General features: G+C 62.2%; 11 protein-coding genes. 7 read left to right on the plus strand and 4 right to left on the minus strand.

Going from position 1 to position 13,929, the window contains the following annotated elements:
* Window positions 1-553: 553 nt before the first annotated feature.
* Entirely contained in the window at window positions 554-1,150 is a 597-nt protein-coding gene (locus I6L36_RS02795; protein WP_109112107.1) for a GPR1/FUN34/YaaH family transporter, read from the plus strand.
* 78 nt (window positions 1,151-1,228) lie between these two features.
* Here the strand turns inward: I6L36_RS02795 and I6L36_RS02800 are convergent, their stop codons facing one another.
* The gene (locus I6L36_RS02800) at window positions 1,229-2,038 is read right to left on the minus strand and encodes a zinc-dependent peptidase (protein WP_109112108.1); all 810 of its coding nucleotides are present in this window, start codon (window positions 2,036-2,038) and stop codon (window positions 1,229-1,231) included.
* Between the two features lie 18 nt (window positions 2,039-2,056).
* Window positions 2,057-2,425, minus strand: coding sequence for a GNAT family N-acetyltransferase (locus tag I6L36_RS02805; protein ID WP_232048260.1), 369 nt, complete (start codon window positions 2,423-2,425; stop codon window positions 2,057-2,059).
* A gap of 373 nt (window positions 2,426-2,798) precedes the next feature.
* On the opposite strand from I6L36_RS02805, the gene I6L36_RS02810 reads away from it, so the two are divergent.
* Window positions 2,799-4,298, plus strand: coding sequence for a sodium:alanine symporter family protein (locus tag I6L36_RS02810; RefSeq protein WP_043156472.1), 1,500 nt, complete (start codon window positions 2,799-2,801; stop codon window positions 4,296-4,298).
* Window positions 4,299-4,365: 67 nt separating this feature from the next.
* Here the strand turns inward: I6L36_RS02810 and I6L36_RS02815 are convergent, their stop codons facing one another.
* Window positions 4,366-5,172: a crotonase/enoyl-CoA hydratase family protein gene (locus tag I6L36_RS02815; RefSeq protein ID WP_109112109.1), complete on the minus strand. Its 807-nt coding sequence runs from the start codon at window positions 5,170-5,172 to the stop codon at window positions 4,366-4,368.
* A 157-nt stretch (window positions 5,173-5,329) separates the two neighbouring features.
* Here I6L36_RS02815 and I6L36_RS02820 point away from each other — a divergent pair, with 157 nt between their 5' ends.
* The 5 genes from I6L36_RS02820 (at window position 5,330) to I6L36_RS02840 (ending at window position 11,624) form a co-directional block, all read left to right on the plus strand.
* A complete protein-coding gene (locus I6L36_RS02820; protein WP_109112110.1) occupies window positions 5,330-7,117 on the plus strand; it encodes a putative nucleotidyltransferase substrate binding domain-containing protein in 1,788 nt (595 codons plus the stop codon).
* Window positions 7,118-7,119: 2 nt separating this feature from the next.
* The gene (locus I6L36_RS02825; RefSeq protein WP_109112111.1) at window positions 7,120-7,746 is read left to right on the plus strand and encodes a 3'-5' exonuclease; all 627 of its coding nucleotides are present in this window, start codon (window positions 7,120-7,122) and stop codon (window positions 7,744-7,746) included.
* 107 nt (window positions 7,747-7,853) lie between these two features.
* Window positions 7,854-8,165, plus strand: a complete 312-nt coding sequence (locus I6L36_RS02830) for a DUF485 domain-containing protein (RefSeq protein WP_039039049.1) — start codon at window positions 7,854-7,856, stop codon at window positions 8,163-8,165.
* Window positions 8,162-9,817: a cation acetate symporter gene (locus I6L36_RS02835; RefSeq protein WP_039039048.1), complete on the plus strand. Its 1,656-nt coding sequence runs from the start codon at window positions 8,162-8,164 to the stop codon at window positions 9,815-9,817. The genes I6L36_RS02830 and I6L36_RS02835 overlap by 4 nt, the downstream gene beginning before the upstream one ends.
* A gap of 214 nt (window positions 9,818-10,031) precedes the next feature.
* A complete protein-coding gene (locus I6L36_RS02840; protein ID WP_010674576.1) occupies window positions 10,032-11,624 on the plus strand; it encodes an ABC-F family ATPase in 1,593 nt (530 codons plus the stop codon).
* 283 nt (window positions 11,625-11,907) lie between these two features.
* Here I6L36_RS02840 and ppiD read toward each other — a convergent pair whose 3' ends face one another.
* Window positions 11,908-13,821, minus strand: coding sequence for a peptidylprolyl isomerase (gene ppiD, locus I6L36_RS02845; RefSeq protein WP_162540532.1), 1,914 nt, complete (start codon window positions 13,819-13,821; stop codon window positions 11,908-11,910).
* Between the last annotated feature and the right edge of the window lie 108 nt (window positions 13,822-13,929).

Raw genomic sequence — 13,929 nt, forward strand, 5'->3', positions numbered from 1 at the left:
CCCTTCATCCGGCCAGCCCTCTCGGCTATCCAGCAACAATCTGCGTCACTGAATAAGGCCAACTGCAGAACCCAAGCTCGCGTTCAACACTTTATCACCCCCATCCTGACCCTTTGTTTCAGATATCCACCTCGTCAGCTCGCTAGCCCGGCGCAATGCCCCTTGCTCAACCATGCCGAAGCCGCGGACAGGCAGTCAGGCTGCTTGCATTGAACCGGTTATTGATACCTCTTGTCTGATGGCATATTGGCGTATTTTTTGGCCTCAGGGGTGCTCAGGTTTGGCGATGAAAATACGGTAGACAGCGCGGCTCAGCCCATCGCCTCGAGCTGTATGAAACTTTCAGAAACGTTCTGCTCAATACAATTTATCAACCTTGTCCGCACCATTCATTTACCTGCCATCTACCTGGATCGCACGAATGGTTAGCCGGGTAAAAAATTCCGTTATTTTTTTACTGTTTCGTCCCTTCCGCCTCTTGCCCGGGGCCAAGAGCCTGCCTAAAATCGCGCGTCTTTTATCAACCCCCACCTCTATTTTTGGAGAACGCCACGTGAGCGAAAAATTGGCCAACCCTGCCCCTCTGGGTCTGATGGGTTTCGGTATGACCACCATTCTGCTGAACATCCATAACGCAGGTTTCTTCCCCATCAGCGCCATGATCCTGGCCATGGGCCTGTGCTATGGCGGTCTGGCCCAGATCATCGCCGGTATCATGGAGTACAAGCGCGGCAACACCTTCGGTGTGACTGCCTTCATCTCCTACGGCACCTTCTGGTGGAGCCTGGTGTTCCTGCTGGTGATGCCGACCATGGGTCTGGCCGAAGCCACTCCGCACGCCTACATGGGCTGGTACCTGCTGATGTGGGGCATGTTCACCCTGTTCATGCTGATCGGGACCGTCAACTACCCGCGCGTGAAGCAGTTCGTGTTCGCCTCCCTGACCGTGCTGTTCTTCCTGCTGGCCGCCCGTGACTTCACCGGCAGCACCCTGATCGGCACCATCGCCGGTTTCGAAGGCATCATCTGCGGCGCCAGCGCCATCTACCTGGCCATGGCCACCGTGATCAACGAGCAGTTCGGTCGCACCGTGCTGCCCATCGGCGAGCAGAAGAAAGCCGCTCCCGTCGAGCTCAAAGCCGCTGCCTAAGCACCCGGCGACATCGCTGTCACGAAAAAGGCACCCTCGGGTGCCTTTTGTGTTTCTGCCGCCCGGACGCAGTGCCGGTCAGCCCTGCGCTCCGGGATCTCCCGCCAGCAACCGGGTGGCCGGGTAGCGGCCTGCGGGATCCTGGCCGTAGAAGCGGGCGAACTGATCATAGACCGCGGGGTAGACGGCGCGCAGACGCAACGGATCGGTGAAGAAGCTCTCGCTGCACACCGCGAAGAATTCGGCGGGATGCGAGGCGGCGTAGGGGTCTATCTCGGTCACCTCCTCTCTGGTCAACTGATCGTTCATCTCGTCAAACGCACCTTGCAGCGCCCGGGTCCATTTCTGGGGATCCATGCCCCGCGGCAGGGGCGGTGCACCGTCCGCATCCCCTCCCAGCATGTCGAGCTTGTGGGCAAGCTCATGGATCACCAGGTTGAATCCGTCCCAGTCCCCGTCCTGCTGCAATTCGCTCCAGGCCAGCACCAGCGGCCCCTGGGGCCAGGATTCACCGGCGTTCTCCTCTTCAAATTCGCTCACCAGCCCGAACTCGTCCTGCACCTCCTGACGACGGGTCACGGGCTCGGGGATGATGATCACCTCGTGGAAACCTCGATACCAATCGAACCCCAGGTGCAGGATGGGCAGCACTGCCTGCAGGGCCAGCACCCCCTGCTGGCGGGGCGTCAGTTCCACCCCAATCTGGGTGAGGGTCTTGCGCGAGAGAAAATGGCGCGCCAGCTCCATCAACTTCTGCGCCTCTTCTTCTTCAAGCCCCTGCAAGATGGGCACCGCCGCCAGCGCCTCGCGCCACTCCTGCTCTTCTGGGAGACGGGGCTCCCGGGGAGATGCACCACCCAATACCTCTTTCAACCTGGACCAGAACACACGGACTCCTCTTGCCAATCAGACAGCTTTCACAAAACGTTTCGGACGCTCGCAATACCCTTGCGCCAGATAAAATCGGTGCGCCCCTTCGCGCTTGAGGCTGCTGGAGAGCTCCAGCTGGCCACACCCCAGGGCTGCCGCCCGCTGCTCTGCCGCCACCAGCAGCAGGGCCCCGATGCCCCCTCCCCTTGCACTCTCATCGACAACCAGCGCCGAGATCAGGCCCCAGGCTGGTGCAAGGTGCATGGGCTGCAGGCGATGCCACACCAGCACCCCCACCGGGATCCCCTCGCACAGGGCCAGCAGTACCTCCCGCGCCGGATCGGGCTGGGCCAGCCTGGCGCTGACCGCCCCATCAGGGTTGGGGTAGCCCAGCTGGGCAAACAACCCCGTCAATCCGGCCCCATCCGCCTCCCCGGCGAGGCGAATGATGTATCTGTTTTCCCTTGTTGCCACTCCTGGCCTCCTATTTGCATTACCTCAATCAGCCCTCTGGGCATGGCAAAGCGGCAGATGATGGGTATGTACCGAATCTTGTCCAGTTCCATTCACCATTTGTTAATGTCAATTCACAAATTAACAAAGTCACAACACTTTTCACTAGGAAGGCCCTGAACAAACCGATATGTTAAATCCCGCGGACTAACCAGTCGAAAGTCCCGCACAATCCTGAGTGACCCCCTTGGTCACCATATATTTCAATGTTAGGGCAGCGAGGCACAGACCTCGCCAAGACAGCGCAACAAAGGAGTTGTTGTACATGAATGAGATCGTCAATGCCATCAATGGCGTGATTTGGAGCCCTGCGCTCATCTATCTGTGTCTGGGGGTGGGCCTCTACTTCTCCCTGCGCAGCCGTTTCCTGCAACTGCGTCACTTGAAAGGCATGATACGCCTGATGTTTCAGGGCAAGGGCAACGATGCCGGTGTCTCCTCCTTCCAGGCACTCTCCATGACCCTGGCCGGTCGCGTCGGTACCGGCAACATCGCCGGTGTGGCCACTGCCATCACCTTCGGCGGCCCAGGCGCCCTGTTCTGGATGTGGATGGTCGCCTTCCTCGGCGCCAGCTCCGCCTTCGTGGAGTCCACCCTGGGTCAGGTCTACAAGGAGAAGATCAACGGTGAATACCGCGGCGGCCCGGCCTTCTACATCGAGAAGGGCCTGGGCATGAAGTGGTATGCCTGGACCTTCGCCATCGCCACCATCTTCGCCTGCGGCGTGCTGCTGCCGGGCGTACAAGCCAACTCCATCGGCTCCAGCCTGCAGACCGCCTTTGACATCGATCCCAACGTCACCGCCGCCGGTCTGGCGCTGCTGCTCGGTTTCATCATCTTCGGCGGCGTCAAGCGCATCGCCAATTTCGCCAGTACCGTGGTGCCCTTCATGGCGCTGGGTTACATCATCGTCGCCTGCGTCATCATCGCCCTGAACATCGGCCAACTGCCGGGCGTGATCCTGCTCATCTGGAAGAGTGCCTTCGGGATGGAAGCCGGCTTCGGCGCCATTCTGGGTCTGGCCATCATGTGGGGTGTCAAGCGCGGCGTCTACTCCAACGAAGCCGCCCAGGGGACTGGTCCCCACGCCTCCTCCGCCGCGGCGGTGAGCCACCCGGCCAAGCAGGGCCTGGTGCAGGCGTTCTCCGTCTACATCGACACCCTGTTCGTCTGCTCCGCCACCGGCTTCATGCTGCTCATCACCGGCCTGTACAACGTGCAGGGTCCGGACGGTGCCGCCCTCTACACCGGCATCGCCGGCATCGCGGCAGGCCCCGGCTATGTGCAGACCGCCATGGAAAGCATGATGCCAGGCTTTGGCAACTACTTCGTCGCCATCGCCCTGTTCTTCTTCGCCTTCACCACCATCGTGGCCTACTACTACATCGCCGAAACCAACATCGCTTTTGTCAACCGCAAGATTAACCGCCCCTGGCTCACCTTCCTGCTGAAGATTGCGCTGATGGCTGCCACCGTCTACGGCACCGTCAAGACCGCCGATCTGGCCTGGGGCCTGGGTGACATCGGCGTCGGCCTGATGGCCTGGCTCAACATCGGTGCCATCCTGATGCTGCAAAAGCCGGCTTTCGCCTGTCTCAAGGACTACGAGGCACAGCTGGCCAAGGGTCTGGATCCCGTGTTCCACCCGGAAAAGCTCGGCATCAAGAACGCGGACTACTGGATTGAAAACCGCGCCGAAGTAAACCTGATGCGCGAGCAAACCGGCCACCCCTTCGAGGCGGACCCGGATACCGTTGCCAAGTAATCAGACGGCACAATGCAAAATGGCAGCCTAGGCTGCCATTTTCATTTGTGTTGGATGGATGAGGGGTTCAAAGCGCGTTGCGGCGCGGTCCGAATGGCAGGCGCCAGCGAAACAGGCTGTTGAGGGTCGCCCGCCACTGGTTGGGGCGCCCCAGGATCTGCCTCTGCAACCGGGTCTCTTCCTTGAGCATGGCCTCGTCACTGCGAGCCCAGGCCTGGGTGTAGAGCTGCTTGATCCCCGCCAGCGCATCCGGCGACTTGGTGATCAGGGTCCGGGCAAAGGCCCGCGCCTCTTCCAGAGGATCCGCGCACACCCGGCTCACCAGGCCGAGGGACTTGGCTTCGCTGGCTTCCAGCTCGCTCCCGCTCATGGCAAGCTCCATGGCGGTATCCATCCCCATCAGGTTGCGCAGGGTGACGCTGCCGCTCATGTCGGGGATGATGCCCCACTTGATCTCCATCACCGAGAAGCGGCAATCCGGGGTGCTGAAGCGAAAATCGGCGCCGAGCGCTATCTGCAGGCCGCCGCCAAAACAGACCCCCTGGGTCACCGCAATCACGGGCACCGGCAGTTGATGCCAGCCATAGGCCACCCGCTGGGCCAGGTTGGTCGCCTCGTCCGCCTCGCGCTTGAGGATCTCCAGCGCCGCCACCGGCTGCCTCAGCATGGATTTCACATCCAGCCCGGCGCAGAACGCCCGCCCCTCCCCGTGCAGGATCACGGCCCGCAGCCCTTTTTGCCGGGATAGCGCGTTCAGCGTCTCGTCGATGGCGTCGAACATGGCCCGATCCAGTGCGTTGAGCTTGTCCCCCCGGCAGAGCATCACCTCGGCGATCCCCTCCTGAAACACCCATTTGACCCTTGGCTTTTCCATCTCCGTCTTCGTCCTTTGATTCAACTGGTCATACCACAACGTTACCAGAGTGTTATGGGCAGGTACAGGGAGGCCGCCCCAGGCCTGCGACTAAAGTCGGCTGGCCCGGTGGTGGAGCCTTTGTCAGACTGGCCCCATGGTCACGGTGGAGCCTCTCATGTCACTTCTGTTCAATTTTGCCCGTCCACCGTTCGACGGCCTGGACGAGGAGGCACGCCAGCGGCTCGGTCAGCACCTCAGCATCTGCTACTTTCGCGCGGGCCAGACGGTGCAGCACGCCGGGGAGGAGCCCGCCGGGCTCTACCTCATCATCAAGGGGGCCGTGGAAGAGTCTGCCCCCCATCAATCCTTTGGCGACTATGGCGAGGGGGACATGTTCGACGTCCGTGCCCAGTTTGACGGGCACTGCCGCCACCGTTTCGCCGCCCTGGAAGATACCCTCTGCCAGCTCATTCCCCGCCCCGTCTTTCTGGCCCTGTGCGACGAGCACCCCCATATCGCCCGCTACTTCACCGCCACCCTGGCGGAGCGCCAGCGGGAGCAGGAGCGCCGCGGCCAGCTCGGACAGCAGAACCTGGCAGAGTTCATCCTGACCCGCATCGCTCCCGACCATCTGCAGGCGCCGCTGATCGTGGAAAGCAGCCTCTCGCTCCTGGCCGCCACCGAGGCCATGGTGGCCAGGGGCACCGACTGCCTGCTCTATCCCGGAGCAGACGGCAGCCTGAGCCTGGCCACCCGCAAGACCCTGCTCCACGCCCTCACCCTCAAGGGATTGTCGCTCAGTGCGCCGCTGGCGGTGCTGACCCCCACCCCGCTGACGGGTCTGCCACTGGGGAGCTATCTGTTCGATGCCCTGCTGCTGATGACCCGCCACCGCATCAAGCGCCTGGTCATCTGGCAGGGGCAGGAGGTGGCAGGCATCCTGCATTTGACCCAGGTGCTCGGGCTCTTCTCCACCCACTCCCATGTGTTGACCCTGCGCATCGCCCGCGCCGACTCCCCGGCCGCCCTCGAGGCGGTCGCCCGGGAGCAGCAGCAGCTCATTCGCTCCCTGTTTGCCCAGGGGATCCACACCCTGTTCCTGATGAAGCTCATCGCCACCATCAACGAGCAGTTGATCGCCAAGGCCTTTTCCCTGGTGATCCCCGCGGCGCAGCAAGAGCAGGTGTGCCTGCTGATGCTGGGGTCGGAGGGGCGTGGCGAGCAGATCCAGAAAACCGATCAGGATAATGCCCTGATCCTGCCGGATGGCCTGCCGTGGCCCACCCAGTCGGCGGATCTGGCCGCCTTCAGCGCCCTGCTGGCGCGCCTGGGTTATCCCCCTTGCCCGGGCAGGGTGATGGTCAACAACCCGGCCTGGGTGAAGCCGCTTGACGGCTGGCTGCAAGGGATAGAGCAGGCCTGTGTGCGCGCCAGCGAAGCGGATCTGCTCTGGCTCGCCACCCTGGCCGATGCCCAGGCCATCACGGGAGATCGCGCCCGGCTCGCCCCCGTCGCCCGCCACCTGCGGGCCTGCCTCGCCGACCGGCCGGATCTGCTGGCGGAGATGGCAAGGGCCGCCGTCGCCTTTCACGCCCCCCTCACCCTCTTTGGCAGGCTGGAGCAAGCCCCGGAGGGGCTGGATCTCAAGCGGGGCGGCCTCTTCCCCCTTGTCCACGGCGTCCGGGTGCTCTCCCTGGAGGCGGGGATCCTGGAGACCTCGACCACGGGGCGCATCGAGGCCCTGGTGGGCCAGGGACGCCTCAGCCGGGACTATGGCACCAATCTGGCGGAGGCCTTCCGGCTGTTCATGCGGCTTCGGCTGCGCAGCCAGTTGCAGGAGGGAGACGGACGGGTGCGGGTGGCAGACCTCGGCCCCGCAGAGCGGGATCTGCTGCGCCATGCCCTGCACCAGGTGAAGAAGTTCCAGCAATGGCTCACCTTGCACTTTCGTCTTAGGCAATAGCGATGTGGATGCACTGGCGCCGCCGCTGGCTTGGCAGGACGTTTCGGGAGGGGGAGTTTGCCCCGCTCTTTGCCCGCCCTGCTGGCGACGAGTGGGTGGCGCTGGACTTCGAGACCACCAGCCTGGATCCGGCGCTGGCGGAGATCGTCTCCATCGGGGCGGTGCGCATCCGGGGCAACCGGATAAAGACGGGCGATGCCCTTGCCATCCGGGTCCAGGCTCCCGCCAGCCTGAACGCCGGGTCCGTGGTGATCCACGGCCTGCGCCATCAGGATCTGCAACAGGGAATGGCACTGGAGCCCGCGCTGCGCGCGCTGCTGGAGTTCATCGGCCCCCGTGAGCTGGTGGGGTATCACATCGCCTATGACCTGCGCATTCTCAACCTCGCCTGCCAACGGCTGTGGCGGCTCACCCTGCCCCAGCGCGGCATCGAGGTGAGCCGCCTCTATCACGATCACCTCTATCGCCGCTATCCCGATGCCGCCATCGATCTGCACCTGGCCGCGATCTGTCGCCATCTGGCGCTGCCAGCCCTGCCCCCCCACGACGCCCTGAGCGATGCCGTCACCGCCGCCCTTGTCTTTGTACGCCTGCATCAGGGCGGCCCGCTGGCTTATCCCAAAGTCTAATTGTTCGGAGATAACATTTAATTCACATTTTGCTTACATGGACAGCCGTGCTGTCCGGTAGGGAACCCCTCATCCACCGCTGACATTCACTGTCATGGAGAACTGCAATGGAACAGCAACCGTATCTTCGGATCCAGCAAGATCCCAACTTCCAGGCACTGGTCGCCAAACGCCAGCGTTTTGCCTGGACCCTCTCCATCCTGATGCTGGGGCTCTACCTGGCGTTCATCCTGCTCATCGCCTTTGCACCGGGCTGGCTTGGCACCCCCTTGAGCGAAGGCTCCAGCATCACCCGTGGCATCCCGGTCGGGATTGGTCTCATCGTATCGGCCTTCGTGCTGACCGGTATCTACGTATTTCGTGCCAACGGCGAGTTCGACGAGCTGAACCAGAAGATCCTCAAGGGAGCGCAATCATGAAAGGCAAGTTTCTGCTGCCGCTGGCAGGTCTGATCTCCACCCCCTTGCTGGCGGCCGACGCCATCAGCGGCGAGGTGCAACGCCAACCCCTCAATATCTCGGCCATCGTGATGTTCGTGGTCTTCGTGGCCGCCACCCTGTTCATCACCTACTGGGCCTCCAAGCGCAACCGTTCGGCTTCCGACTACTATGCCGCCGGCGGGCGCATCACCGGCTTCCAGAACGGTCTGGCCATCGCCGGTGACTACATGTCCGCCGCCTCCTTCCTCGGCATCTCCGCCCTGGTCTATACCTCGGGCTACGACGGTCTCATCTACTCCATCGGCTTCCTGGTGGGCTGGCCCATCATCCTGTTCCTGATCGCGGAGCGGCTGCGCAACCTCGGCAAGTACACCTTTGCCGACGTGGCCTCCTACCGCCTCAAGCAGACCTCGGTGCGCAGCCTCTCCGCCAGCGGCTCCCTGGTGGTGGTCGCCCTCTACCTCATCGCCCAGATGGTCGGTGCCGGCAAGCTCATCGAGCTGCTGTTCGGCCTCCAATACCACGTGGCCGTGGTGCTGGTCGGCATCCTGATGGTGCTCTACGTGCTGTTCGGCGGCATGCTGGCCACCACCTGGGTACAGATCATCAAGGCGGTGATGCTGCTCTCCGGTGCCTCCTTCATGGCCATCATGGTGATGAAGTCCGTCAACTTCGACGTCGGTACCCTGTTCAGCGAAGCGGTCAAGGTGCATGCCAATGGTGCGGCCATCATGAGCCCGGGCGGCCTGGTCGCCGACCCCATCTCCGCCATCTCCCTTGGGCTGGCCCTGATGTTCGGTACCGCAGGTCTGCCCCACATCCTGATGCGCTTCTTTACCGTGAGCGATGCCAAGGAAGCCCGTAAATCGGTGTTCTATGCCACCGGCTTCATCGGGTACTTCTACATCCTCACCTTCATCATCGGCTTTGGCGCCATCCTGCTGGTCAGCACCAACCCGGACTTCAAGGACGCCACCGGCGCCCTGCTGGGGGGCACCAACATGGCGGCGGTCCATCTGGCCGATGCGGTGGGCGGCAGCCTGTTCCTGGGCTTCATCTCCGCCGTGGCGTTTGCCACCATACTGGCGGTCGTGGCCGGGCTGACCCTGGCGGGGGCCTCCGCGGTCTCTCACGACCTCTATGCCTGCGTCATCAAGGAAGGCAAGGCCAACGAGGCCGACGAGCTGCGCGTCTCCAAGATGACCACCCTGGTACTGGGTGTGGTCGCCATCGGCCTTGGCATCCTGTTCGAGAAGCAGAACATCGCCTTCATGGTGGGCCTGGCGTTCTCCATCGCGGCGAGCTGCAACTTCCCGGTGCTCTTCCTCTCCATGTTCTGGTCGCGCCTGACCACCCGTGGCGCCGTCTATGGCGGCTGGCTCGGTCTCATCAGCGCCGTGACCCTGATGATCCTGGGCCCCACCGTCTGGGTGAAGGTGCTGGGTCATGCCCAGGCCATCTTCCCCTACGAATACCCGGCGCTCTTCTCCATGGGGCTGGCTTTCATCGGGATCTGGTTCTTCTCGGTCACCGACAAGTCCCAGGCAGCCTCCGACGAGCATGCGAAGTTCTTCCCGCAGTTCGTCAGATCCCAGACCGGGCTCGGTGCCTCCGGCGCCTCCGCCCACTAAGTGGCATCCCACGCATCCAAGCCGGCCCAGTGCCGGCTTTTTTCATGACCGCCCCTCGCCTCCCCTCTGCAAGAGAAGCCGGAGCCCGTTGCCGGCCTGGTCGTGAAACCTTCCCCCCCCCCCCGCAATGGAGCCAGATCACAGTTCCTGCTAAAACTTTCGGGGGATCTGTGCCATAATGCGCGCCATTTGACAGACCAACCGGGACATTCCAGTGCTTTCAAGCAACAACATCACCATGCAGTTCGGCGCCAAGCCGCTGTTTGAGAACATCAGCGTCAAGTTTGGCGGCGGCAACCGCTACGGCCTCATCGGTGCCAACGGCTGTGGCAAGTCCACCTTCATGAAGATCCTCGGTGGCGATCTCGAACCCACCGGCGGCAATGTGAGCCTGGATGTCAACGAGCGCATCGGTAAGCTGCGCCAGGATCAGTTCGCCTACGAAGAGATGCGCGTACTGGACGTGGTCATGATGGGCCACACCGAGCTGTGGGCCGCCATCGCTGAACGCGATGCCATCTACGCCAACCTGGAGGCCACCGACGACGACTACATGAAGGCCGCCGAGCTGGAAGGCCTGGTCGCCGAATATGATGGCTACACCGCCGAATCCCGCGCAGGCGAGCTGCTGCTGGGTGCCGGTATTCCCATCGAGCAGCACAACGGCCCGATGAGCGAAGTGGCCCCGGGCTGGAAACTGCGGGTACTGCTGGCGCAGGCGCTCTTCTCCAACCCCGACATCCTGTTGCTGGACGAACCGACCAACAACCTGGACATCAACACCATTCGCTGGCTGGAGCAGGTGCTCAACGATCGTGAAAGCACCATGATCATCATCTCTCACGACCGTCACTTCCTGAACTCCGTCTGCACCCACATGGCGGATCTGGACTACGGCGAGCTGCGGGTCTACCCGGGCAACTACGACGAGTACATGCTGGCTGCCACCCAGGCCCGCGAGCGCCTGCTGGCCGACAACGCCAAGAAGAAGGCCCAGATCGCCGATCTGCAATCCTTCGTCTCCCGCTTCAGCGCCAACGCCTCCAAGTCCAGCCAGGCTACCTCCCGCCTCAAGCAGATCGACAAGATCAAGATTGAGGAAGTGAAGGTCTCCAGCCGTCAGAACCCCTTCATCCGCTTCGAGCAGGACAAGAAGCTCTACCGCAACATCCTGGAAATCGAAGGCGTCTCCAAGGGTTATGGCGACGGTCCCCTGTTCAAGGGGCTCAACATGATGCTGGAAGTGGGCGAGAAGGTCGCCATCCTGGGTACCAACGGGATCGGTAAGTCCACCCTGATCAAGACGCTGGTCGGTGCCCTGGCACCGGATACCGGCACCATCAAGTGGTCCGAGAACGCCCAGATCGGCTACTACGCCCAGGATCACGCCGAAGATTTCGACACCGATCTCAATGTGTTCGACTGGATGGCCCAGTGGAAGCAGGAGAACGAAGACGAGCAGGCGGTGCGCTCCGTGCTGGGTCGTCTGCTCTTCTCCCAGGACGACATCAAGAAGCCGGTCAAGGTGCTCTCCGGTGGTGAACAGGGCCGGATGCTGTTCGGCAAGCTGATGATGCAGCGCCCCAACATCCTGATCATGGATGAACCGACCAACCACCTGGACATGGAATCCATCGAATCCTTGAACCTGGCGCTGGAGATGTACAAGGGCACCCTGATCTTCGTCTCCCACGACCGCGAGTTCGTCTCCTCCCTGGCGACCCGCATTCTGGAGCTGACCGAAGACGGCATCCGCGACTTCGGCGGGACCTACGAGGATTACCTGCGCACCCAGGGTGTGGTGTAATCCTCCGCTTTCAAGCAAAGCGATCAGAACCGGCGCCTCGTGCGCCGGTTTTTTTTATGCCTCCTTAATCACGCCCCACAGCAAGAGAAGAATTGGGGATAGGGAAAGCAAGAGTACAGCGCGCTGTCATACACCTGTCCCGCTCATCCCCAGCCAGGATAGGCAGCACAAGCCCGTGCCTGGCCCTTCCCTCCTGCGCCCGCCCGCTCTGCCGGGCTGTCGATGGCACAAAAAAACGGCTCCATTATGGAGCCGTTTTCACACTTGCGGCCGTGAGGCTGACTTACTCGACAGTGGCTTCCACGTCGGTGAAGTATTCGATCTTGGCCGCCTTGCGCAGCTCGTCGATCAGCGACTTGTAGTCAGCCTGTGCCTTGCCCTGACCCAGCTGACCTTGCAGCAGGCTCACCATCTGGGACGGCTCCTTGATGACGTTGACCTTGTCCAGCGCCACCACCACACGATCACCGTTGGCTTCGGTCACCAACTCGACGCTCGGCTTGCCATCGGTCGGATGGGGCATGCGGAACGCCTGGGTCACCAGGTTCTGATCCATCTCCTGGGCAAAGCGGGATACGCCGGTATGGGTATCCACTTTCAGACCCAGCGCGGTCAGGTCGGCCTGAACGTTCTCACCGGCCTTGAGCTTGTCCAGCAGACCCTGGGCCTTGCCACGGGCCACTTCACTGGCCTTGTCGTGCTTGATGGCGGTGATCACCTGCTCTTTCACCTCGGCAAGCGGCTTGGCCGCCTTCGGCTGGTGACCCATGATGTGCAGCACCAGCGCCTTGCCGTCGGCCAGCTCGATCACGTCGGAGTTGGTATTGTCATCGCGCAGCTGTTCGGAGAACGCCACGGAGAGCACCTTGGGATCATTGAGCGGTGCCGGCGCATCGGCCTGGCTGAAATAGCCGGTGGACTGCACCTGGAGGCCCATGGCTTCGGCGGTCAAGTCCAGGGAGTCCGGGTTCTCGAAGCTGCTGTCGGCCATCTTCTGCTGTTCGGCGAAGAACTGCTCCTTGGCCTTCTCAGATTGCAGACGGGCGATGGTATCGCTCATCACGTCCACGAAGGGCTTGGTCTTGGCAGGCTCGACTCCCAGCAGCTTGATGATGTGGAAGCCGAACGGGCTCTTCACCACGGCGGAGAGATCGCCGGCCTTGGCCAGCGCGAACGCGGCTTTCTCGAAGGCAGGATCCATCACCCCTTTCTCGAACCAGTCGAGCTCCCCGCCCTTCTTCGCAGAGAAGGTATCGGAGGAGTCGGCCTTGGCCAGCGCGGCGAAATCGTCACCTGCCTTGGCCTTGGCCAGCACGGCCTCGGCTTTCTGCTCGGCGGCCTTTTCATCCTTGCCAAACGGGATCAGGATGTGAGCCACCTGACGGCGCTCGGGACGCTGGAACAGATCCTGATGCTGGTCGTAGTAATCCTGGGCATCCTGCTCGGTGACCTTGATGTTCTTGCCAAGGTTCGCGGCATCGAGCAGCAGATAGTCGACCTTGACCGTCTCGTCGTTCATGAAGCGAGCGCTGTTGGTCTTGTAGAACTGCTCCACCTCGGCATCGCTCACCTCGATCCCGTCCACATAGGCGGAAGCGGCCAGACGGATCAGGCGCAGGTCACGGGTCTGGTTGTAGAGACGATCCAGTTGCTCGGCTTCACCCTTGAGGGCGAACTCCGATCCCAGCACGGCGCCCATCAATTGCTGGCGCACCATGTCCTGGCGCAGGGAGTCGCGGAACATCTCGGGGGTCATGCCGGCTCGGCGAATGAGCTGCAGGTAGCGGTCATTGCTGAACTTGCCGTTTTCGGCAAACTCGGGCATGGCGACGATGGCCTGCTTGATCTGCTCATCGCTGACGCGCAGACCCAGGGAGCGGGCCTTGTCATCGATCAGCGCCTGATCGATCAGACGGTCCAGCACGCCACGGCGGAACTGTTTCATGTAATCGGGATTGGCGGCCAGCTGGTTGAAGGCCTCACCCATTTGGGATTCCATGCGGGCCCGCTCATTGCGGTAGGCATTCTCCAGTGCGGGGGCACTGATGTCATTGCCGTTGACGGTGGCGGGGGCGGTACGTGCCGGGCCATTGAGGTAGCTGCCTACGCCGGCCAAGGCAAAGGAGAGGATGATCAGGCCCAAGATAACCTTGGCTACCTTGCCCTGCGCCCCTTCGCGTAGTTTATCCAACATCATGTTTGTACTTATGCTCCCGAACTCGATGGGCGTAAATAATGAAAAGGCGCACCGATTGCGATGCGCCTTGGTCAAGCAGTATGAGGGAGAGCCCTCTCACTTGTCTGG

Source organism: Aeromonas sp. FDAARGOS 1406, assembly GCF_019048565.1.
Lineage (GTDB): Bacteria > Pseudomonadota > Gammaproteobacteria > Enterobacterales > Aeromonadaceae > Aeromonas > Aeromonas caviae.